The organism is Streptomyces sp. NPDC056231, from assembly GCF_048270745.1.
Taxonomy (GTDB): Bacteria; Actinomycetota; Actinomycetes; order Streptomycetales; family Streptomycetaceae; genus Streptomyces.
Genome location: NZ_JBLVKW010000014.1, coordinates 21,720 through 42,491, shown reverse-complemented (window position 1 = coordinate 42,491; position 20,772 = coordinate 21,720). Strand labels below are relative to the sequence as shown.

Annotated in this window: 20 protein-coding genes and 1 pseudogene; 4 read left to right on the top strand and 17 right to left on the bottom strand. The window is 70.8% G+C overall.

The annotated features are described in order from the left end of the window. Positions 1 to 139 precede the first annotated feature (139 nt). Both ACNPQM_RS14225 and ACNPQM_RS14220 read left to right on the top strand, forming a co-directional pair. A complete protein-coding gene (locus tag ACNPQM_RS14225; protein ID WP_358858149.1) occupies positions 140 to 922 on the top strand; it encodes a hypothetical protein in 783 nt (260 codons plus the stop codon). A 137-nt stretch (positions 923 to 1,059) separates the two neighbouring features. Then, the gene (locus ACNPQM_RS14220; RefSeq protein ID WP_418084260.1) at positions 1,060 to 1,377 is read left to right on the top strand and encodes a hypothetical protein; all 318 of its coding nucleotides are present in this window, start codon (positions 1,060 to 1,062) and stop codon (positions 1,375 to 1,377) included. A 111-nt stretch (positions 1,378 to 1,488) separates the two neighbouring features. Here the strand turns inward: ACNPQM_RS14220 and der are convergent, their stop codons facing one another. From der to aroH, 5 genes are all read right to left on the bottom strand, one after another. Beyond that, the gene (gene der / locus ACNPQM_RS14215; protein WP_358858151.1) at positions 1,489 to 2,958 is read right to left on the bottom strand and encodes a ribosome biogenesis GTPase Der; all 1,470 of its coding nucleotides are present in this window, start codon (positions 2,956 to 2,958) and stop codon (positions 1,489 to 1,491) included. A gap of 67 nt (positions 2,959 to 3,025) precedes the next feature. After that, positions 3,026 to 3,682 carry a lysophospholipid acyltransferase family protein gene (locus ACNPQM_RS14210; RefSeq protein WP_358858152.1) on the bottom strand — a complete coding sequence of 219 codons (657 nt, stop codon included), beginning with the start codon at positions 3,680 to 3,682 and terminating at the stop codon, positions 3,026 to 3,028. After that, positions 3,679 to 4,395: a (d)CMP kinase gene (gene cmk / locus ACNPQM_RS14205; protein ID WP_418084259.1), complete on the bottom strand. Its 717-nt coding sequence runs from the start codon at positions 4,393 to 4,395 to the stop codon at positions 3,679 to 3,681. Before cmk ends, ACNPQM_RS14210 begins: the two co-directional genes overlap by 4 nt. Before the next feature lie 157 nt (positions 4,396 to 4,552). Then, entirely contained in the window at positions 4,553 to 5,638 is a 1,086-nt protein-coding gene (locus ACNPQM_RS14200) for a prephenate dehydrogenase (RefSeq protein ID WP_418084258.1), read from the bottom strand. After that, a complete protein-coding gene (gene aroH / locus ACNPQM_RS14195; RefSeq protein WP_358858155.1) occupies positions 5,635 to 5,997 on the bottom strand; it encodes a chorismate mutase in 363 nt (120 codons plus the stop codon). The genes ACNPQM_RS14200 and aroH overlap by 4 nt, the downstream gene beginning before the upstream one ends. 622 nt (positions 5,998 to 6,619) lie before the next feature. On the opposite strand from aroH, the gene ACNPQM_RS14190 reads away from it, so the two are divergent. Together ACNPQM_RS14190 and ACNPQM_RS14185 are read left to right on the top strand one after the other, a co-directional pair. Then, positions 6,620 to 7,114, top strand: a complete 495-nt coding sequence (locus ACNPQM_RS14190) for a Rieske (2Fe-2S) protein (RefSeq protein ID WP_358858158.1) — start codon at positions 6,620 to 6,622, stop codon at positions 7,112 to 7,114. Positions 7,115 to 7,378: 264 nt separating this feature from the next. Beyond that, positions 7,379 to 8,083, top strand: a complete 705-nt coding sequence (locus ACNPQM_RS14185) for a DNA polymerase beta superfamily protein (protein ID WP_418084257.1) — start codon at positions 7,379 to 7,381, stop codon at positions 8,081 to 8,083. 172 nt (positions 8,084 to 8,255) lie between these two features. Here the strand turns inward: ACNPQM_RS14185 and ACNPQM_RS14180 are convergent. The 12 genes and pseudogenes from ACNPQM_RS14180 to ACNPQM_RS14125 form a co-directional block, all read right to left on the bottom strand. Then, positions 8,256 to 8,435: pseudogene (locus tag ACNPQM_RS14180) on the bottom strand (DNA polymerase beta superfamily protein); the annotation flags it as partial. Positions 8,436 to 8,438: 3 nt separating this feature from the next. Next, the gene (locus ACNPQM_RS14175; RefSeq protein WP_398955870.1) at positions 8,439 to 9,461 is read right to left on the bottom strand and encodes an ADP-ribosylglycohydrolase family protein; all 1,023 of its coding nucleotides are present in this window, start codon (positions 9,459 to 9,461) and stop codon (positions 8,439 to 8,441) included. Beyond that, positions 9,458 to 10,189, bottom strand: coding sequence for an NUDIX hydrolase (locus ACNPQM_RS14170; RefSeq protein WP_358858161.1), 732 nt, complete (start codon positions 10,187 to 10,189; stop codon positions 9,458 to 9,460). The genes ACNPQM_RS14175 and ACNPQM_RS14170 overlap by 4 nt, the downstream gene beginning before the upstream one ends. Continuing rightward, a complete protein-coding gene (locus ACNPQM_RS14165; protein WP_418084256.1) occupies positions 10,186 to 11,265 on the bottom strand; it encodes an AAA family ATPase in 1,080 nt (359 codons plus the stop codon). Before ACNPQM_RS14165 ends, ACNPQM_RS14170 begins: the two co-directional genes overlap by 4 nt. After that, on the bottom strand, positions 11,262 to 11,915 hold the full coding sequence (pnuC, locus tag ACNPQM_RS14160; protein WP_418084255.1) for a nicotinamide riboside transporter PnuC: 654 nt from the start codon (positions 11,913 to 11,915) through the stop codon (positions 11,262 to 11,264). Before pnuC ends, ACNPQM_RS14165 begins: the two co-directional genes overlap by 4 nt. A 319-nt stretch (positions 11,916 to 12,234) precedes the next feature. After that, entirely contained in the window at positions 12,235 to 13,353 is a 1,119-nt protein-coding gene (locus ACNPQM_RS14155) for a pseudouridine synthase (protein WP_418084325.1), read from the bottom strand. Further along, entirely contained in the window at positions 13,347 to 14,003 is a 657-nt protein-coding gene (gene scpB / locus ACNPQM_RS14150) for an SMC-Scp complex subunit ScpB (RefSeq protein ID WP_418084254.1), read from the bottom strand. The genes ACNPQM_RS14155 and scpB overlap by 7 nt, the downstream gene beginning before the upstream one ends. Further along, the gene (locus tag ACNPQM_RS14145) at positions 14,000 to 15,076 is read right to left on the bottom strand and encodes a segregation and condensation protein A (protein WP_418084253.1); all 1,077 of its coding nucleotides are present in this window, start codon (positions 15,074 to 15,076) and stop codon (positions 14,000 to 14,002) included. Before ACNPQM_RS14145 ends, scpB begins: the two co-directional genes overlap by 4 nt. 238 nt (positions 15,077 to 15,314) lie before the next feature. Continuing rightward, a complete protein-coding gene (locus ACNPQM_RS14140) occupies positions 15,315 to 15,920 on the bottom strand; it encodes a hypothetical protein (RefSeq protein WP_358858167.1) in 606 nt (201 codons plus the stop codon). Further along, positions 15,917 to 17,035 (bottom strand): ParA family protein, encoded by a 1,119-nt coding sequence (locus tag ACNPQM_RS14135; RefSeq protein WP_358858168.1) that lies wholly within the window; start codon positions 17,033 to 17,035, stop codon positions 15,917 to 15,919. Before ACNPQM_RS14135 ends, ACNPQM_RS14140 begins: the two co-directional genes overlap by 4 nt. A 368-nt stretch (positions 17,036 to 17,403) precedes the next feature. Then, on the bottom strand, positions 17,404 to 18,519 hold the full coding sequence (gene ald / locus ACNPQM_RS14130) for an alanine dehydrogenase (protein ID WP_358858186.1): 1,116 nt from the start codon (positions 18,517 to 18,519) through the stop codon (positions 17,404 to 17,406). Positions 18,520 to 18,662: 143 nt separating this feature from the next. After that, the gene (locus ACNPQM_RS14125; protein WP_418084252.1) at positions 18,663 to 20,726 is read right to left on the bottom strand and encodes a tetratricopeptide repeat protein; all 2,064 of its coding nucleotides are present in this window, start codon (positions 20,724 to 20,726) and stop codon (positions 18,663 to 18,665) included. Positions 20,727 to 20,772: the final 46 nt, after the last annotated feature.

The following is a 20,772-nucleotide window of genomic DNA, read 5'->3' as shown; positions in this document are numbered from 1 at the left end:
TTGGGGCTTCGATTCACCCCGCTGCGCCGGACGGTTCGATTCCGTTCCCTTTCGCGCGTGACCCCGGCCACGGATTGCCCGTTGTCTCTTCATGAGCCGGGAACCGCCCGGCGCACGTACCGAGTTCGAGGAGCCACCCGTGCCGCGCATGCTCGACGTCAGCGAGGACGTACGCGCCGAGATCGGCGATGCCGAAGCCGATCGGTTGCTCGTCGGCGACAACGCCCCAGGCAGCTACGACTGCACTTCCTGCCGCACCCCTGGCGATTCCGAGCAGGAGCGCACCAGCACGGTGCTGTTCGTCGGCGAAGAGACCGCCGTTCTCGCCTTCGCGCACGCGACCTGCATCCCCTCCCAGGTCGTCCAGGTCTCCGAGGAGCAGCTGCAGGGCGCCGTGCGCAGCATCACCGGCAGCGAGCCGGAGAGCCCGGAGGGGCTCGTGCCCGGCCAGGCCGTCCTCGGCGTCACCAGCGGCCTCGTCCTGATCGACGACGAGCTCCACCCGGCGCTGGTCGTCGAACCCACCGGCGCGATCGCCCGCCCCGGTACGGACGGCAGCGGAGGCGACGATTTCCTGCAGCTCCTGCTCGAGCAGGGCTTCCAGCCGGTCCACCGGATGGGCCGGCTGCCCGCCCTGCTGCACGGCTGGTCGATCCTGCTCGCCATGGGTCAGCTGCATGCCGTGCTGCAGCCGGGCACAGGCGGCGGTGCCCCCGTCGCCTGGTGGCAGGCACACGCCCCACTGCAGGTCACCGAGGGCTGGCGGACCGCGGCCAACAAATCGCAGACCGTTCTCGTCTTCGCCGCCCCGGCCGGATCGATCGGCCAGCAGCCCCGCGAGGACCTGTTGCGCGACGCACTGGAGAAGGCCGCGGCCAGCGGCCTCCTGGTCGCGGCGGCGATGCCGCTGGCCGGGACCTGATCATGTCCGTACGCTCCTCGCACCCGCAACGAGCAGCTATTTCTTCGCCGGGCCCGCATCCGACGGCCGGTGGGGTCGTTGGCACGTACGTGCACTCATACGACCCCTCCCACCAGCGCCCGAGCCCGATCCCTGCCATGCGCCCGTCGCGGGAGCCATCGGGCGGCCAGTCCCCCACCCCGATCTACGACGCGCTGTACTCCGAGTACCGCCGGTCGTTCCGGGCGCTGCCGGGTGATCGGAGCGGCGAGGAGGACCTGGCCTTCATGGCCTTCGGTACGGGACTGTTCAGCACCCGCACCCCGCTGAACGTCCACTCCGGTCATGCGAGCCACTCCGGCGGCGCCTCCGGTCAGGGGCCGCGCACCGGAAACCTCGGCTCCTGGCAGCGGGTCGGCCGGCACGCCGGGCGCGCCACCCCGGCGGCGCTGCCACCTGGCTCCGGGGGAGCCTGACCGTACGACGACGAAGCCCCGCACCGCTCACAGCAGGAACGTGCGGGGCTTCGCCATGTCCGGGACGGACAGACGGTCGGCCGGCCGGCCGGTCAGCGGGCCGACCGGGGGTCACTTCTTACGGCCGCGCTTCTCGCGAACCCGCACCGAGATGTGGATCGGGGTGCCGTCGAAGCCGAACTCCTCGCGCAGTCGGCGCTCGACGAAGCGGCGGTAACCGTGCTCCAGGAACCCGGAGGCGAAGAGCACGAAGCGCGGCGGCTTGGTGCCGGCCTGGGTGCCGAAGAGGATGCGGGGCTGCTTTCCGCCACGGACCGGGTGCGGGTGGGAGGCGACGATCTCACCGAGGAAGGCGTTCAGTCGACCGGTGGGAACGCGAGTCTCCCAGCCTTCGAGTGCGGTCTCGATCGCCGGGACCAGCTTCTCCATGTGGCGGCCGGTGACAGCCGAGACATTGACCCGGGGCGCCCACGCAACCTGCGCGAGCTCGGTCTCGATCTCGCGCTCCAGGTAGTAGCGGCGCTCCTCGTCGAGGGTGTCCCACTTGTTGTACGCGATCACCATCGCGCGCCCGGCCTCCACGGCCATGGTGATGATGCGCTGGTCCTGCACGCTGATGGACTCGCTGGCGTCGATCAGGACGACGGCGACCTCAGCCTTCTCGACGGCGGCCGCAGTACGCAGCGAGGCGTAGTAGTCCGCGCCCTCCTGGAGGTGGACGCGGCGGCGGATGCCGGCCGTGTCGATGAACTTCCAGGTGATGCCGCCGAGCTCGATCAGCTCGTCGACCGGGTCACGAGTGGTGCCGGCCATTTCGTTGACGACGACCCGATCCTCGTTCGCCACCTTGTTCAGCAGCGAGGACTTGCCGACGTTCGGACGGCCGATGAGGGCGATACGGCGCGGTCCGCCGAGGGCGGTGCCGAAGCGCTGGGCCGGAGCCTCGGGCAGTGCTTCGAGGACGGCGTCGAGCAGATCGCCGGTGCCGCGGCCGTGCAGTGAGGAGACCGGGTGCGGCTCACCGAGACCGAGCGACCAGAGCGCGGTGGCGTCGGCCTCGCCGCTCTGGCCGTCGACCTTGTTGGCGCACAGGACGACAGGCTTCTTGGCCCGGCGCAGCAGCTTGACGACGGCCTCGTCGGTGTCGGTCGCGCCGACGGTCGAGTCGACGACGAAGACGACCGCGTCGGACGCCTCGATCGCGTACTCGGCCTGGGCGGCGACGGAGGCATCGATGCCCAGCACATCCTGCTCCCAGCCGCCGGTGTCGACGACCTTGAAGCGGCGGCCGGCCCATTCGGCCTCGTAGGTGACTCGGTCCCGGGTGACTCCGGGCTTGTCCTCGACGACCGCCTCGCGGCGGCCGATGATCCGGTTCACCAGGGTCGACTTGCCGACATTGGGTCGGCCGACGACGGCGAGGACGGGCAGCGGTCCGTGACCGGCCTCGTCGATCGCGCCCTCGACGTCCTCGACGTCGAAGCCCTCCTGCGCGGCGAGCTCCATGAACTCCGCGTACTCGGCGTCGCCAAGCGCTCCGTGCTCGTGGTCCGAGCCGCCGGAGTGAATCTGGTCGTTCATGAAGTCCGTTCCTCTTTGCATCATCATCGATGGACCACGATCACGCGGCCCACTACTCAAGTCTTACTTAGCGCCCGGTGAAGCGCCTGGCCCTGTCCAGGTGCGAGGTCAGCCGCTCCTGGATCCGTACCGTCGCCTCGTCCAGCGCCTTCCGGGTGCGCCGGGACGCACCTTCTTGTGCTTCGAAGGCGTCGCCGAAGACGACATCGACCCGGCTGCGCAACGGCGGCAGTGCCGATATCAACCGCCCGCGACGCTCAGTGCTTCCCAGGACGGCCACGGGGACGATCGGCGCCCCGCTGCGAACTGCGAAGTACGCGAGTCCGGCCCGCAACGAGGCGAAGTCTCCTTCACCCCTGGTGCCCTCGGGAAAGATCCCCAGCACCCCGCCGTTCTGCAGCACGCCGAGGGCGCGGGTGACGGCGGTGCGGTCGGCGCTCGTACGGTCCACCTTCAGCTGACCGATTCCGCGCAGGAACGGGTCGAGGGGGCCGACGAACGCCTCTTTCTTGATCAGGAAGTGCACGGGCCGGGGCGCGGTGCCCATCAGCATCGGCCCGTCGATGTTGTGGGAGTGGTTCACCGCGAGTATGACGGGTCCGGAGGCGGGTACCCGCCACGCACCGAGGACGCGGGGCTTCCACAGCCCGTACATCAGCCCGATGCCGATCCCGCGCCCGACCGCCGCGCCACGCAGCGTGGGCGTGCCCGTGGCAGGGGTCACTTCGCGGCCCACTTCTCCTCGACGAGGGTGACGACGCACTCGATGACCTGCTGCAGGGTCAGCTCGGTGGTGTCCACCTCGACCGCGTCGCCCGCCTTGGCGAGCGGCGAGGTCTTCCGGCTGGAGTCCGCGGTGTCCCGCTTGATCAGCGCCTCCTTGGTGGTGGCGAGATCGGAGCCCTTGAGCTCTCCGCTGCGACGGGCCGCGCGGGCCTCCGGGGAGGCGGTCAGGAAGATCTTGAGGTCGGCGTTGGGCAGCACGGTCGTGCCGATGTCACGGCCCTCGACGACGATGCCGACCTCGGCGTCCGCGGCGATGGACCGCTGCAGCTCGGTGATCCGGGCCCGCACCTCGGGGACCGCGCTGACGGCGCTGACCTTGGAGGTGACCTCCGTCGTACGGATCGGGCCCGCGGCGTCCTCGCCGTCGACCGTGATCGTCGGGGCGGCCGGGTCCGTGCCCGAGACGATGACCGGCTTGTCCGCGGCGGTCGCGACCTCCGCGGCATTGTGCACGTCGATGCCGTTGTTCAGCATCCACCAGGTGATCGCCCGGTACTGGGCGCCGGTGTCCAGGTAGCTCAGGCCGAGCTGGGCGGCGACGGCCTTCGACGTGCTCGACTTACCCGTGCCGGACGGGCCGTCTATGGCAACGATCACTGCGGCCGGGGCCGTCCGGGCGGCGGCGCTTACGGTTTCCACGGTGGTGGACACCTTCCTGGTACTCGGGGTGGGCGGGACGGGGACGCGCGAACCCGCCCCGCTCAAGGTTACCGAGTGTCTGGACGGGCCTTTGCACCCTGTGGACAAGTGCCCCCGGACCTGGCCACTGCGGGCCCGGGGGCGTTCGGCCGTCATGCGCGGGGACCACCTACTGGCGGATCGACCAGCCGCGCTCGCGCAGCGCCGTGGCCAGTGCGGGGGCCGCGCTCGGCTCGACCATCAGCTGCACCAGACCCGCCTGCTGCCCGGTGGCGTGCTCGATGCGGACGTCCTCGACGTTGATCCCGGCCCGGCCCGCGTCCGCAAAGATCCCGGCCAGTTCGCCCGGCCGGTCGCTGATGAGCACGGCCACGATCTCGTACGACGCCGGGGCCGCCCCGTGCTTCCCGGGCACCCTGACCCGGCCCGCGTTGCCGCGCCGCAGCACGTCCTCGATGGAGTCGGTGCCCTCGCGGCGCTTGCCTTCGTCGCCGGTCTGGAGGCTGCGCAGCGCCCGTACGGTCTCGTCGAGATCGGCGGCCACTCCGGCGAGCACATCGGCGACCGGGCCGGGGTTGGCGGAGAGGATCTCCACCCACATCCGCGGGTCGGAGGCGGCGATCCGGGTGACGTCCCTGATGCCTTGGCCGCAGAGGCGTACGGCCGTCTCGTCGGCCTCCTCCAGGCGGGCGGCGACCATCGACGAGATCAGCTGCGGGGTATGGGAGACGAGAGCGACGGCCCGGTCGTGGGCGTCGGCGTCCATGACGACCGGAACGGCGCGGCAGAGCGCGACCAGCTCCAGGGCGAGGTTGAGGACCTCGGTGTCGGTGTCGCGGGTCGGGGTGAGCACCCAGGGTCGCCCCTCGAAGAGGTCTGCGGTGGCGGCGAGGGGACCCGAACGCTCCTTGCCGGCCATCGGGTGCGTGCCGATGTACGGCGTGAGGTCGACGCCGAGGGCTTCCAGCTCACGGCGGGGGCCGCCCTTGACGCTGGCGACGTCGAGGTATCCGCGGGCGATGTCGTCCCGCATGGCGGTGGCGAGCACCGAGGCCACATGGGCGGGTGGCACGGCGATGACCGCCAGGTCGACGCGGCCCTCGGGCGCCTCGTCCGTACCGGCCCCGAGCGCGGCCGCGGTGCGGGCGGACGCCGGGTCGTGGTCGAGGAGGTGGACATGGACGCCGCGCCCGGCGAGGGCAAGGGCTGCGGAGGTGCCGACCAGGCCGGTTCCGATGACGACGGCGGTTCTCACTGGGCGATGTCCTTGCGGAGAGAGGCGGTGGCCCCGAGGTAGACGTGCGTGATCTCGGACTTGGCGAGGTACGTCTCGACATGGGCGAGGATGCGCACCACGCGGGGCATCGCCCCTTCGATGTCCAGCTCCTGGGCGCAGATCAGCGGTACGTCGACGATGCCGATGCCGCGTGCAGCGGCGGCCGGGAAGTCGCTGTGCAGATCGGGGGTGGCCGTGAACCAAATGCTGATCAGGTCGTCCGCAACGAGGCTGTTGCGCTCCAGGATGGCGGTGAGCAGGCCGCTGACCCGCTCGTCCATGTGTCCGGCCTCGTCCCGGTCCAGCTGGACAGCTCCGCGGACCGCTCGTACCGCCACGTCTGGCTCCTCACTTCTTCGTGCTGCTGTTCTTCGTGCCGTTGTTCTTCGTGCCGCTCCAAGGTTGTCGCGCCTGCTCGGCGCCAACCTGCGCGTTTCAGCCTAGAGGGGCGAGGCGGCCGGCGGCCGAGGTGCTCTGTCCGTGAGACACAGCGGTCACCGGGACGCGGCGGTGGCGAGCACGGCGAGCAGCGTCCGCCGGACCCGGCCGGCCGGCTGCGCCGGGCAGGACGGGGACGAGGGCCACCGCAGCGGGGACCGCCCGGACGAAGAGGATCTCGCGGTTCACGGTGGCCGCTCCGTACACCCCGGCGATGACCCCGCCTGCGCCGCGCTTGTCATCGCCCAGCGCGCCCGGCAGCGCTCCGAGGACGGTTCTGGCGCCGCCGGCACCCCCCGCTCCGGCTCCCGCCGCCCAGCAGGCTGCCGAGGCCGTTTCCTGTCATGGTTCTGCCCGTCGGGAGAGGGATGGAATATCGACAATGTCGGCCGGGCCCGGTGCTTCTGCCAGTCGGGCGAGTCTGCCGCCAGGTTGCTAGGCGCTCGGCGTCCGCGGGGTCACGATGCCCATGCCGGGAGCAGACAGCTCACCCGGTCGTGGCCACCACACAAGGAGCAAGCCATGGACGCACGACGAAGGACGGTCCTCACGGCAGCCGCAGCGGGCGCCGCCGGGCTGGTGACCGCTTGCGGCTCGACCGGGGACGGAAGCAGCACGGCATCCGCACCGAAGACCTCACCGGGCGTCACCCCGAGCACCACGGCGCCGAAAAGTTCCCACGCGAGCGGCACGGCAAGCGCCACGACGCCGAACGGCTCCGCCGCGAGCGGCACGGTCCTCGCCAAGACCTCGGACATCCCCGTCGGCGGCGGCACGATCTTCGCGGAGCAGAAGGTCGTGGTGACCCAGCCCAAGAAGGGCGAGTTCAAGGGCTTCTCCGCCATCTGCGTCCATGCGGGGTGCACCGTCGACTCGGTCAGTGACGGCACCATCAACTGTCCCTGCCACGGCAGCAAGTACCGCATCACGGACGCGGCGGTCGTGGCCGGTCCCGCGCCGGGCCCGCTGCCCACCGAACGGATCACCGTCACCGGTGACACCATCCGGCTCGTCTGACACCGGCCATCACGGCGGGAGCCGAAGCCCCCGCCGAGACGGTCGCGTCAGGGCAGTCTGCGGGCGTCACCAGCGACGACCGCCCGGCCTCCGTGGCCGCCCATCCGCACAGCAGCTCCACCGCGTTGAAACGCACCCCGCAGGCGGGGTCGGCGCGCTCGCCGGAGGGGTGCGCGCCAGACCTTTGGGATCATCGTCATGCGGCCGGTGATGACACCACGGCTCCCTGCCGCAACGCATGTTCCCTCACGTACGCTCACCTGCATGACCACCCCGGACGCCGAGGCCCTCGTACGCGACCACACGGTCTACTCCTGTGTGATGGGCTCACGCGCGTTCGGGCTCGCCACGGACGGCAGTGACACCGACCGGCGCGGTGTCTTCCTGGCGCCGACCCGCCTCTTCTGGCAGTTCGACAAACCACCGAAACACGTCGAGGGCCCGGCGGAGGAGCAGTTCTCCTGGGAACTGGAGCGCTTCTGCGAACTGGCGCTGATCGCCAACCCCAATGTCCTGGAGTGCCTGCACTCCCCACTGGTGGAACAGGTCACCCCCGTCGGCCGCGAACTCCTCTCCCTGCGCGACGCGTTCCTGTCCCGTCTCGCCCACCGGACCTTCGTCCGTTACGCACTGGGCCAACGCAGGAAGCTGGAGGCGGATGTCCGTAGCCACGGTGCGCCGCGCTGGAAGCACGCCATGCATCTGCTGCGGCTGCTGGCGAGCGGCCGGGATCTGCTGCGCACGGGAGAGCTGACGGTCGACGTCGGCGCGGCCAGGGAGGAACTGCTCGCGGTGAAGCGCGGCGAGGTTCCCTGGCCGGAGGTCGAACGCCGGATGACCCGCCTGGCCGAGGAGAACGACGAGGCGGTCACAGGTTCCCCGCTCCCACCGGAGCCGGACCGGGCAAGGGTGGAGGACTTCCTGATTCGCACCCGCCGGACGTCGGCGCTGTCACTCGGCGCCGGCTGAACGGCCCGCTCGCAACCACCACCGTTCTGCTCGCCCCGCGACGGCCGGTCCGGAGACGCGTGGGGGAGTCCCCGCAGGGCGATGAAGATGAAGAAGACCCCGGGCTCCCCCGCGTCGCGCCGGACGTTCACCGCGTGAGGAGACGCTCCGGAGGGGCACCGGGTCACCACAGAGCCGCGGGCAGGAGGTGGACCCCCCGCAGGTCCACATCCGAGTCCCGGGACGGAAACCCGTACAGATGCGCCCCGGAGACCGTGGCGAACAGCAGGGGTCCGGTTTCCTCGGCGAGTACCGGGCCGAAGTCCGTGACCGGCAGCCCGGCCTCGTGCAGGTGCGTCGTCTTCGTGCGCATGGATCAAGAGTCCCAGAGCGCCCCCAGCGACAGCAGATCGCTGCGGTACTCGATCCGCTCCGACCACTCCTTGGGCCAGGCCGCGGCCCCCAGATGTGCCCCGGCCAGCGCCCCGGTCAGGCAGCCGATCGAGTCGGAGTCGCCGCGCGTGCAGGCGGCCCGGCGCAGGGCGGTGACCGGCTCGTCGGGGAACAGCAGGAAGCAGTGCAGGGCCGTGGCGAGGGCGTCCTCGGCGATCCAGCCGTCACCGGTCGTCTCGCACGGATCGTCCTCCGGTGACGGGTCGCGCAGGGCGTCCTGCACCCTGGCCAGTGCGGTCAGGCACTCGTCCCAGCCGCGCCGGATGTAGCTCTCGCCGGAGTCGTCGCCCGCGTACCGCCACAGATCGCCGAGCCAGCGCGAGAGGTAACGGCTGCTGTTCTCGTACGCGTACGAGCGCAGCTGTCCGATCAGCCCGGCCGGCTCCGCGCCCTGCGCCAGCAGGTACACCGCGCGCGCCATCAGGTCGGAGGCGGCGAGCGCCGTGGGATGTCCGTGCGTGAGGGCGGCCTGCAACTGCGCCGCGCCGGAACGCTGTTCCTCGCTCAGCCCGGGTACGAGTCCGACGGGCGCCACCCGCATATTGGCGCCGCAGCCCTTGGAGCCTGTCTGGCTGGCCTCCTGCCAGAGCCGGTCGCTGTCGAGCAGCCGGCAGGCAGTCATGCAGGTGCGGCCGGGGGCACGGTTGTTGTCCGGTGAGTGGTACCACTCGACGAATTCTTCGCGCACCGGCCGGGTCAGCCGCAGCGCGGTGAGCAGCCCCCGGTCCATGGCGGTGCGGATGCCCCGCGCGAGGGCCAGCGTCATCTGGGTGTCGTCGGAGACGATCGCGGGACGCGGCAGCCGCATCTGCCGCCACGGCCCGCACTTGGCGAGGATCGAGGGCACGTTGTTGAATTCGGTCGGGAAGCCCAGCGCGTCACCGAGCGCGAGCCCGGTCAGCGCGCCGGTGGCAGCGCCTTTGGTGATGGTCCTGGTCACGATCATGTGCTTCTTCCTTCCGGTCGCAGCAGTGGAGGGTGCAGGGCGGTGGCGGCACCCGCCCGGTACAGGGCGGCCGGTTTCCCCCGTCCGCCGGTGCGGCGCGGTGATCCCTCCACGGCCTGGACGAAGCCGGGCGTGGTGAGGACCTTGCGCCGGAAGTTGGGTCGGTCGAGCTCGACGCCCCAGACGGTCTCGTACACCTGTTGGAGCTCGCCGAGGGTGAACTCGGCCGGGCAGAAGGCGGTGGCAAGACACGTGTACTCGAGTTTGGCGCCGATCCTGTCGTGCGCGTCGGCGAGGATGCGGTCGTGGTCGAAGGCAAGCGCGCCGAGTGCTCCGGCGTCCCACCAGCGGGCGTTGGCCGCGTCTCCACCGCCGCGCGGCTCCGGCAGATCGGGGACGAGCGCGGCGTACGCGACGGAGACGACCCGCATCCTGGGGTCGCGGTCCGGATCGCTGTAGGTACGGAGCTGTTCAAGGTGGAGGGAGGAGACGGTGGACTCGGTCAGCCCGGTCTCCTCCGCGAGCTCCCGGCGGGCGGCGGACTCGGCGGACTCACGGGGCAGGACGAAGCCGCCGGGCAGCGCCCAGTGCCCCTTGTACGGGTCCTCGCCGCGTTCGACGAGCAGGACGTGCAGCCGGCCGCCGCGGACCGTGAAGACCGCCAGGTCGACGGTGACGGCGAACGGCTCGAAGGCATGAGGGTCGTAGCCCTCCGGGGCGGTGCTCATCGTCGCTCCGGGAGGGGTGCGGCGAAGTTCCAGCCTGCGGCGAGCAGGGCGTCGACAGCGGTGAGCGCGGTCTCCAGGCGCTTCTCATGCGTCCCGGTAAGCTCTACGAACGTCCTTCCGGTGCGGGTGAGTTCGGCCCGGAACCGGTCGGTCATCCAGGGCCGGAGCTCCTCGCCGTCGCGCAGCCCGTCGTCCTCGAAGGCGACGCCGTCGTGGTCGGTGAGCAGCCACAGGTGATGGCCGACCCGGTCGGCGGTCTCCTCGACGAGCGGGTTGCGGCCGCCGACGTACCGCTCGTGCCAGACCGTGGTGGCGAAGGAGTCGGTGTCGCAGATGAGCACCGGGGACCCGGTCCGGGCGGCAACCTCCTCCTTGGCGTTCTGCGCCTCGGCGATCAGCGGGAAGTCGTCGGTGGTGAAGGCGACGTCCTCCCACTGCGCCTGAGGCCACCGGGCGCGCAGTGCGGCCAGCTTCTGTTCGCTGAACTCCCGCCCGTACTCGGCGACGTACCGGGTCTGCGCCCAGACGCCGCCGCGCCGCCGGTAGTGGTCGGCGAGGGCGCGGGCCATCGTGGTGGTTCCGGTGGACTCGGCGCCGAGGACGACGACCCGGCGGGTGAGCGCGGCCCGCACGGGCGGTTCGAGGAAGTCCCAGCAGCCCACCGGGTCCTTCCGGACGGCGGTGCCGGAGACCGGAAAAACCGTACGGCCGGGGTCGACGCAGACGGATTCGGCACCGAAGCGGCGGGCCAGTTCGTCCCCGTACGACTCCGAGGTGAAGACGGCGTCGACCGGTTCCGGGACGGCATCGGTGAAGACAGCCATGTGGGCGTCCCAGATCGCCGGGTCGTGGAGATCCATCCGGGTGTCGTCGACGGCGCCGACGACCCGTACGTCCGGATGCAGCTCCCGCATCCAGGCGACGCGATCTGCGAGCGGGACGGACTCGACGGAGGCGGCGCAGACCAGGACGGTCAGCCGCTCGCAGCGGTCCTGGGCGGTGCGGACGAGGTGGTGATGGCCGGCGTGCGGCGGATAGAACTTGCCGAGCACGAGCCCGTGCGCGAACCGATTCATCGGGCCACCTCCGTCAACTCCCGCTGCCGAAAGGCGAGATCAAGCTTCCAGTTGCGCAGCCCGACCAGACACAGCGTCAGGAACCCGACGTACAGCAGGGAGGTCAGATAGAGCTCCTTGTACGCGTAGAGCGGGATGTACACCACGTCGGCGGCGATCCACAGCCACCACGACTCGACCAGCTTCCGGCACTGCCCGTACGTCGCCGCCAGCGACAGCGCGGTCGTCAGCGCGTCCCAGAACGGCACGGTCGAGTCGGTGGCACGGTCGAGCAGGACGGTCAGGGCAAGGGTCCCCGCCACCCCTGCCGCGCACAGCCAGACCCATTCGGTGCGCGTGGTACTGCGCACCGGCAGGGCGGACGAACCCGGTCCACCCCCGTGGGTCCAGGTCCACCAGCCGTACACGGCAAGGGTGATGAAGACGATCTGCAGGCCCGCGTCGGCGTACAGACCGGACTGGGTGAACAGCAGGATGAAGAAAAGGTTGTTGGCGATACCGATCGGCCAGTTGGCGAGGTGCTGACGGGCCACGAGCCAGACGCACAGCGCTCCGCCGCCGAAGCCGAGGACCTCGGTCCAGCTGACCGGGGTGTCCAGGACCGTCACCAAGGGTTGCTGCAGGGGATCGAGGATGCCCGCGAGACTCACACTCGGCTCCTTAATAGTCACCATGACTATAAAGGCGCAGTGACGACAGCAAAAGACCCGCGACCGATTCCTGTTCGAAAATCGAAGCCAGGAACCGGCCGCGGGCCGGAGAGCGGACTGAGCCGCGGGCGAAGGCGTGCGTAGTGCCGTGACCGGCAATGTCTGCCCCGGGAGGAGCGTCGTTCAGAGCGGGCGTGCTGGACGGCGCGACGGGGCAAAGCTTGCCGGGAGGGGCGCTGGGGCGTGTTTCGAAAGTCCCGCCTGCCGGGCGGCGTCCGGCCCGCCCTACGGCCGGACGACGCTACTTTCGAAACACGCCCTAGAGACCGACCTCCCGCATCAGCATGCCCACCTCGGTGTTGGTGAGGCGGCGGAGCCAGCCGGACTTCTGGTCGCCCAGCGGGATCGGCCCGAAGGACGTCCGTACGAGCCGCTCGACCGGGAAGCCCGCCTCGGCCAGCATGCGGCGGACGATGTGCTTGCGGCCCTCGTGGAGGGTCACCTCGACCAGGTAGTTCTTGCCGGTGTTCTCGACGACCCGGAAGTGGTCGGCGCGGGCGTACCCGTCCTCCAGCTGGATGCCGTCCTTGAGGCGCTTGCCCAGCTCACGCGGGAGCGGCCCCTGAATGGCGGCCAGGTAGGTCTTCTTCACGCCGTACTTGGGGTGGGTGAGACGGTGGGCCAGCTCGCCGTGGTTGGTGAGCAGAATGATGCCCTCGGTCTCGGTGTCCAGCCGGCCGACGTGGAAGAGGCGCGTCTCACGGTTGGTGACGTAGTCGCCGAGGCACTGGCGGCCGTCCGGGTCCTCCATCGAGGAGACGACACCGGCGGGCTTGTTCAGCGCGAAGAAGAGATACGACTGGGCGGCGACGGTCAGACCGTCGACCTTGATCTCGTCCTTGTGCACATCGACGCGCATGCCCTGCTCGACGACGATCTGTCCGTTGACCTCGACACGGGACTGCTCGATCAGCTCCTCGCACGCGCGGCGCGAGCCCATGCCGGCGCGGGCGAGGACCTTCTGCAGGCGCTCACCCTCCTGCTCGGCGCCCGGGAATGTCTTGGGCGTCCGGATGTCGGGCTTGTTCGCGTACCTGTCCCGGTTGCGCTGCTCAATCTTGGCGTCGAGCTCGCGCGGACGGGACGGGGCGCCCTGCGGTCCACGCCGCGGCCCGCCGCTCCGGCCGCCGCCCTGCGCGGTCTTCGGCCCGCCCTTGGCGCCACCGCGCGCCGCTGCGCCGCGGCCCTTGCGGGGGCCGTCGCCGCTCTTCTCGCCGGCACCGGTCGTGCCGCCCACGTCGTAGAGGCGCTCCTCGGGCCGGGGCCGGCGGGGACGCTGGTCCTGCCTGTCGTCACGCCCGGCGCCGCCACCCCGGGGGTTCCGGTTGCCGCCGCTCTTGCCGCTGCCGCTGTTCCTGCCACTGCTTCGCATCAAAATTCCGTCTTGTCGTCTGCGTGAGTATCCGGGGTGTCCGGTGCGTCCGGATCGAACGACGGCACACCCTCTAGCGTCTCAGCCTCGATCGCGTCCGCCTCGGGGAGGAAGGGCGCGAGCTCCGGGAGCTCATCCAGGCCGCGCAGGCCCATCCGCTCCAGAAAGTAGTTCGTCGTCCTGTACAGGATCGCACCTGTTTCGGGTTCCGCGCCCGCTTCCTCTACCAGGCCCCTCTGCAGGAGGGTCCCCATCACGCCGTCACAGTTCACACCGCGCACTGCGGAGACGCGTGAGCGGCTGACCGGCTGCCGGTACGCGACCACTGCCAGGGTCTCCAGAGCGGCCTGGGTTAGCCGGGCCTGCTGGCCGTCCAGCACGAAGCCCTCGACGGCCTCCGCGTACTCCGGGCGCGTGTAGAAGCGCCAGCCGCCCGCGACCAGCCGGAGATCGAAACCGCGTCGCTGCACGGTGTACTCGTCGGCCAGCTCCCGCAGCGCATCGGCGACGGCCCGCCGTGGCCGCTCCAACACCTTGGCCAGGTGTTCCTCGGTGGCGGGCTCGTCGACGACCATCAGGACCGCCTCCAGAGCGGGCTTGAGTTCAAGATCCGCGACGGTGGCGCCGACGCCGTCCTGCTCGCTGCGCTCAGTCATGCCTCTGCGTCCTCCTGTACATCCTGGTCGAACTCGTCCGTCACCCTCGGTGAGGCATCCGCTCCCCCGGACCAGCGCACCATGAGCTCGCCGAGCGCCTCCTCCTGGTCGAGGGTGACCGCCTTCTCCCGGTACAGCTCCAGCAGAGCGAGGAACCGCGCGACGACGGTGAGGGTGTCCGCGGCGTCCTCGGTGAGCTGCCGGAAACTGATCTCCCCCGCCTCCCGCAGCCGCGCCACCACGATCTCGGCCTGCTCCCGCACGCTGACCAGCGGGGCGTGGATGTGATCGACGTACACCTGCGGCTTGGGCTTGGGCTGCATCGCCTTCACGGCGAGCCTGGCGAACCCCTCGGCACCGATGCTGATGACCACCTCGGGCAGCAGCTCGGCATGGTGCGCCTCCAGCCCGACGGTCCGTGGAAAACGCCGCCCCTCCGACTCGAGCCGGGCGCTGAAGATCTCCGCGATGCGTTTGTACGCGCGGTACTGCAGGAGCCGGGCGAAGAGCAGGTCGCGCGCTTCGAGCAGCGCGAGATCCGCCTCGTCCTCGACCTCGGCGGCGGGCAGCAGCCGGGCCGCCTTGAGATCGAGCAGGGTCGCGGCGACGACGAGGAACTCGGTGGTCTGGTCGAGATCCCAGTCCGGCCCCATGGCCCGGATGTGGGCCATGAACTCATCCGTGACCTTGGAGAGAGCGACTTCGGTCACATCGAGCTTGTGCTTGGAGATGAGCTGCAGAAGAAGATCGAACGGCCCCTCGAAGTTGGCAAGCCGAACGGTGAACCGCCCGTCGCCCGCAGGTTCAGCGGGTTCCGTGGGCCCAGCGGGATCCGGCGGCTCCAGCTCTGCGGGCTCTGCGGGCTCCGAGAGCTCTGCGAGCGCCGCAGGCTCTCCGGCGGCAGCGGGGCCACCGGCGTCCGCGGACGCGGTGCCGTGCCCGTCCGCCGAGGTCACCCCGTCGCCGTACGCCGACGTCATGTCGCCATAGGTGACCGCGGAGGACTCCGTGGTCCCGGTGACGGGGAGAGGCACGGCGGGCGGCACGGTCGGCTCCCCCGGCCACCCGGTCACCGACGCCTCCTCCGCACCCGGCGCAGGCCGGCCCCCCGGACCACGCCCCAGGGGGCGCCGGGGCGTGCGGGCGGGCTCGTCGTTCGTCGGCATGGAGGTCCAGGGTGCGGCGGGATACGGGCGGCGGGCGGCAGCCCGTTCAGGACGGGCCGGACCTGCCGGTCGGCAGTGGCCGCTACGGCACGGTCCGCCCGCTGAGCAGCGCGGCTCTCCGGGCAGGCTACCGGCGTCCCGCCGGTCAGCGGCCGCGCAGCCGCCGTACGAGGATGCTCGCGTCGCCCCGCGCCTCCAGGTCCGCGAGGACCACCGCGACCGCCTCACGGACGATCCGCCCGCGGTCGACGGCGAGCCCGTGCTCGCCGCGCAGCACGAGCCGCGCGTGCTCGAGGTCCATCAGTTCCTCGGCGGAGACATAGACGGTGATCTTCTCGTCGTGACGTTCCCGGCCGCTGGGCCGCCGGTTCGCTCCGCGCCCGCCTCCGCGCCTGCGCTGCTGCTGGACGACCGGAACGGCCTCCTGCTGCGCGGCGGCTGAAGGAGAGGAGGCCGAGGGGCGGCGGGCCGCCTGCGCGGCCACGGCCACCCGGTTGCCGTCGTCGCCGCGGCTGTGGGAATCCCCCGCGTCGGCCTCCGCCGGCGCGTGCTCCTCCTGGGGGTGTACGGCGCCGGCCTCGGCCGCTCCCCCGGTCGCTCCGGAGCTGTCCGCCGCAGTCTCGTTCTCACCGGCCGGAGCCGGCACCCGCGCCTCGCCGTTCGCCTTGCGCCGCCGGTCCGCCGGGGACGAGGACTGCAGTCCCATCCCCCCGGTGGTCCGGAACAGTTCGTCGGCCCCGGGCAGACTCACTCGGCGTGACACCGGGCGAGCACCTCCCTGGCGAGCTGGCGATAGGCGGCGGCACCGACCGAGTTGGAGGCGTACGTGGTGATGGGCTCACCGGCGACCGTGGTCTCCGGAAAACGCACCGTGCGCCCGATCACCGTGTGGTAGACGTGCTCGTCGAAGGCCTCGACGACCCGCGCGAGCACCTCGCGGCTGTGCACCGTACGGGAGTCGTACATGGTCGCAAGGATGCCGTCGAGCTCCAGCTCCGGGTTGAGCCGCTCCTGGACCTTCTCGATGGTCTCGGTGAGCAGTGCCACGCCGCGCAGCGCGAAGAACTCGCACTCGAGCGGCACTATCACCTTGTGAGCGGCCGTCAGGGCGTTCACCGTGAGCAGGCCCAGCGAGGGCTGACAGTCGATCACGATGTAGTCGTAGTCGGCCATCAGCGGCTTCAGGGCGCGCTGCAGTGTGGACTCCCGGGCCACCTCGCTGACCAACTGCACTTCGGCAGCCGACAGGTCGATGTTGCTCGGGAGCAGGTCCATGTTGGGCACGGCGGTCTTCAGGAGGACCTCGTCGGCCGACATGCCCCGCTCCATGAGCAGGTTGTAGACTGTGAGGTCGAGCTCCATCGGATTGACGCCCAGACCGACGGACAGGGCGCCCTGCGGGTCGAAGTCGACGAGCAGGACACGGCGTCCGTACTCCGCGAGTGCGGCACCCAGGTTGATGGTCGACGTGGTCTTGCCGACGCCGCCCTTCTGGTTGCACATCGCGATGATCTTCGCGGGACCGTGATCGGTCAGCGGACCCGGGATCGGGAAGTAGGGCAGGGGCCGACCGGTCGGGCCGATCCGCTCGCGGCGCTGGCGGGCAGCGTCGGGCGCGAGGGTGGCCGCGTACTCCGGATCGGGCTCGTACTCGGCGTCGGGGTCGTAGAAGTGCCCCTGGGGCACCTCGTCGAAGTCGGCGAAGTGGGCGGTCTCTCGGCCACTCTCGTTGCCGGCCATGGCGTTCACGTTTAGGCCGTCCATCATCTGGGGGGCTGTCGTCATGTGCTGGTGGGTGGCGAAGGTGCGGACAGCGACGGAGCCGACAGCCTCCAGCCCGTTCGGGCTCTGGCCCCGTGCAGGCATCCCTGGTTGAACACCCCCGGGAGTAAATGTCGACTCATTCACAAGTCGTCTTACCTCCTTGGACGTGACCAGGAAACTTATCGATAGGTCAGCGTGACACCATGCCGACGATTGGCGACTCTATGGCGTGTCACCGGTTCGCAGCAACACAATCCGCCGGACCCGGCCCGATGTGTCGGCAATCGAACACCCCTCTGTCAAGGGTGTGCAGTCATTCCGGCGCACATTTCACAACTGCACGAAACGGGCAAAGAGTTACATTCAGCGCGAGTTGCGCGAAGGCCTCACGGGGGCCGACACACGTCCGGCCGGACCTTGCTCGACAAGGTCCGGCCGGACGTGCGGGGTTGACGGGATGCGTTGACCCGTCAGCCGAGAAGGGTGCTCAGCTCGACGTGCTCCAGGCCGTGCGCCTCCGCCACCTCGCGGTAAACGACCTGGCCCTCATGGGTGTTGAGGCCCTTTGCGAGCGCGGCGTCGCGGCGCAGCGCCTCGACCCAGCCGCGGTTCGCGAGCTCCAGGATGTACGGCAGCGTCGCGTTGGTGAGCGCGTACGTGGAGGTGTTCGGCACCGCGCCGGGCATGTTGGCGACGCAGTAGAAGACCGAGTTGTGGACCGTGAAGGTCGGGTCTGCGTGCGTCGTCGGGTGCGAGTCCTCGAAGCAACCACCCTGATCGATTGCAATGTCGACAAGTACACTTCCGGGCTTCATCTTGGCGACGAGCTCGTTGGTGACCAGCTTCGGGGCCTTCGCGCCGGGGATCAGCACAGCGCCGATGACGAGGTCGGCCTCGACGACGGCCTTCTCCAGCTCGAAGGCGTTGGAGACGACGGTCTTGACCTTGGTGCCGAAGACCTTGTCGGCCTCGCGCAGCTTGTTGATGTCCTTGTCGAGCAGCGTGACGTGGAAGCCCAGCCCGACGGCGATCTGCGTGGCGTTCCAGCCGGAGACGCCGCCGCCGATGACGACCGCCTCACCGGGGGCCGTGCCCGGGACGCCGCCCGGCAGCACACCACGGCCGCCGACCGAGCGCATCAGGTGGTAGGCGCCGACCTGGGGGGCCAGGCGGCCCGCGACCTCGGACATCGGCGCGAGCAGCGGGAGCGCGCGGCTCGCGGTCTCGACGGTCTCGTACGCGATGGCGGTGGTGCCGGACTCCAGCAGGGCGTCCGTGCACTCGCGGGAGGCGGCGAGGTGCAGGTAGGTGAAGAGCGTCTGGTCCTTGCGGAGGCGGTGGTACTCCTCGGCGACCGGCTCCTTGACCTTCAGCAGCAGGTCGGCCGTGGCCCAGACCTCGTCGGCGGTGGGCAGGATCTGCGCACCGGCAGCGGCGTACTCCTCGTCCGTGATCGAGGACCCGACGCCGGCGTTCTGCTCGACGACGACCTGGTGGCCGTTGCGGACGAGCTCATGCACACCGGCGGGCGTGATGGCCACGCGGAACTCGTTGTTCTTGACTTCGCGGGGGATGCCGACCTTCACGTCGATCACGGTCCTTGACTCAGAGGGTTACTCGGGCATGGCGGTACATACCCGGACACACTTAGTGTAAATGGAGAAACCACGGAGGTTCGCGGTAAGACCAGTCTAATGAAGGGCTTCCCGCTGTCTAGCCTTACAAAGCATTAATTTTCTGCCGACGTACTGCGGATTTCGTAGGCAGAGCCCTTCTCGTCCAGCAGCCTGCCTGCCGTACCGCGGTGCAGTCGGGCCGCAGCGGGGTCTCCGAGCCGTTCGAGGGTGTCGGCCAGCCGCAGCTCCAGCGCCGCCTGCAGGCGCACGTCCTTGGCCTGCCGCGCCCCCTCCACTGCCTCCTGGCAGGTCTGCAGCGACTCCTGCGGCCGCCCCGCATACTCCTGCACCCGCGCGGCCTCACTGAGCGCCCGCGCCTGGGCGGGCAGGTCACCGAGCCTGCGGTACCCGGCCGCCGCGGCCCGCCAGTTCCGCAGCGCCTCGCCGTACCGCCCGGCGTAGGTGTGGACGGCGCCGAGCCGCCCGTACAACCGCGCCTCGTCGGCGCGCTCGCCCTGGGTGAGCCGCTGCGCGAGCGCCCGGCCGAACCAGTCGGAGGCCCGGTGGAAGTCCCCCAGCTCAGCGTAGGCGCCGCCTACGGATTCCATCGCCCTGCCGGTCGCGTACGGGTCCTTCGCCGCCCGCCCGGCGTCCAGCGCGGCCCGGTACCGGGTCAGCGCCTCCTTCGTGCGCCCGGTCCTGGCATCCAGATCGGCGAGATTGAGCAGCGCGGCAGCCTGCTCACGGTGCAGCTCGCGCCGCTCGGCAACGGCCAGGACCAGTCCGTGCAGCCCGTACAGATCGGGTGCGGCAGCCTCGGTGCCCTGGTGCACGGCCAGCGCCCGCACCAGCGCGGCCACCAACCGCCTTGCCAGGGTGTCGAGTTCACCGTCCTCGACGGCGATCCGGGCGGAGGCGAGCAGAGCGGGCCGGCGGATCCGCAGCCAGGCGGCGGCCGCTTCGGGATGCGGGAAGCGCAGCGAGCGCGGCAGCCCGGCGAGCTTCTTGCCCGCCAAAGAGCCCTCCGGCTCGGTGACCGCCCGGCAGGACTGCAGCTGCCGTACGGTCCGCTCCAGCATCCGGGCCCGGGCCAGCTGGATCTCGGCCGGCCGGTCCCGGTCCGCCAGCAGGGCGCGCAGCAACGGAACGAGGCAGCCGGGCACCTCGTACTGCGAAAGCTCCGCGCCACTGGTCCGCAGCAGGCCCAGCAGGACGAAGTCGTCGAGAGTCGACTGGGCGGCCGAGACCGAGCAGCCGGCCAGCGCGGAGGCGGTGTGGGCGTCGGCGAGTCCGGCCGGGGCGAGCGCGAGCAGGCGCAGTATCCGGGCGGCGGTCGGCGGCAGGGACTCGTGGACCAGCCGGAAGACACGGGCCAGCGGGCGGGCACCGGTGGACTGCTCGTCGTCGTCCGGCAGCTCGCGCAACTGCTTGGTGACGTCGGCGACCGATGCCATCGGATGGGTGGCGAGCCAGCCGCTGACCATGACCAGGGCGGCCGGCTGCCCGCCGCACACCTCGGCAAGGGTCTCGGCGGTCCGCGGGTCGACAGTGATCCTGACCTGGCCGATGGTGCGGGCCAGCAGCTGGACGGCGGAGCCCGCGTCAAGACCGCCGAGGGTGCAGGGCCGGACGCCGGGAATGCCGGTCAGCGGGCCCTGCGCGGTGGCGACGACGAGGCAGTCCGGGTTGTCCGGCAGCAGCGGATCGACCTGCTCGGCGTCGGCCGCATCGTCGAGCAGCAGCAGGGCGCTCCGCGCGGCGAGGGCCTCGCGGACCATCTCGGACAGTTCGTCACCGTCCGCGCCGGGCGGGCCGGTGACGCCCAGCTGTTCGAGGAGCTCGCGTGCGGTGCGTTCGGTGGGGACGGGGGCGCCGCCGGGTTCGGTGAGCCTGACCCGGAGCAGCCCGTCGGGGTAGTCGCCGGAGTCCATGAGCCCGCGGGCGAGTTCCTCGGCGAGTGCGGTGCGTCCGGAGCCGGGGCGTCCGGCGATCAGCAGGACCCGGGCACGGGCGGCCTTGCGGCCGGCCAGGGTGTCCAGCCCGGCCCGTTCGATATCGTCCCGCAGCGCCTTCAACTCGCGTTCACGGCCGAAGAATCGGAGTGGTGCGGCGCCGGACGGCTCCTCGGTACCCGCTGCCTTCGCCGGGCCGCTGGTGTCCACCGCCTGATCCGTCACGGGCCACGCTCCACTTCGCTGCACGCGTTGCCCGCCGGGACTCCGG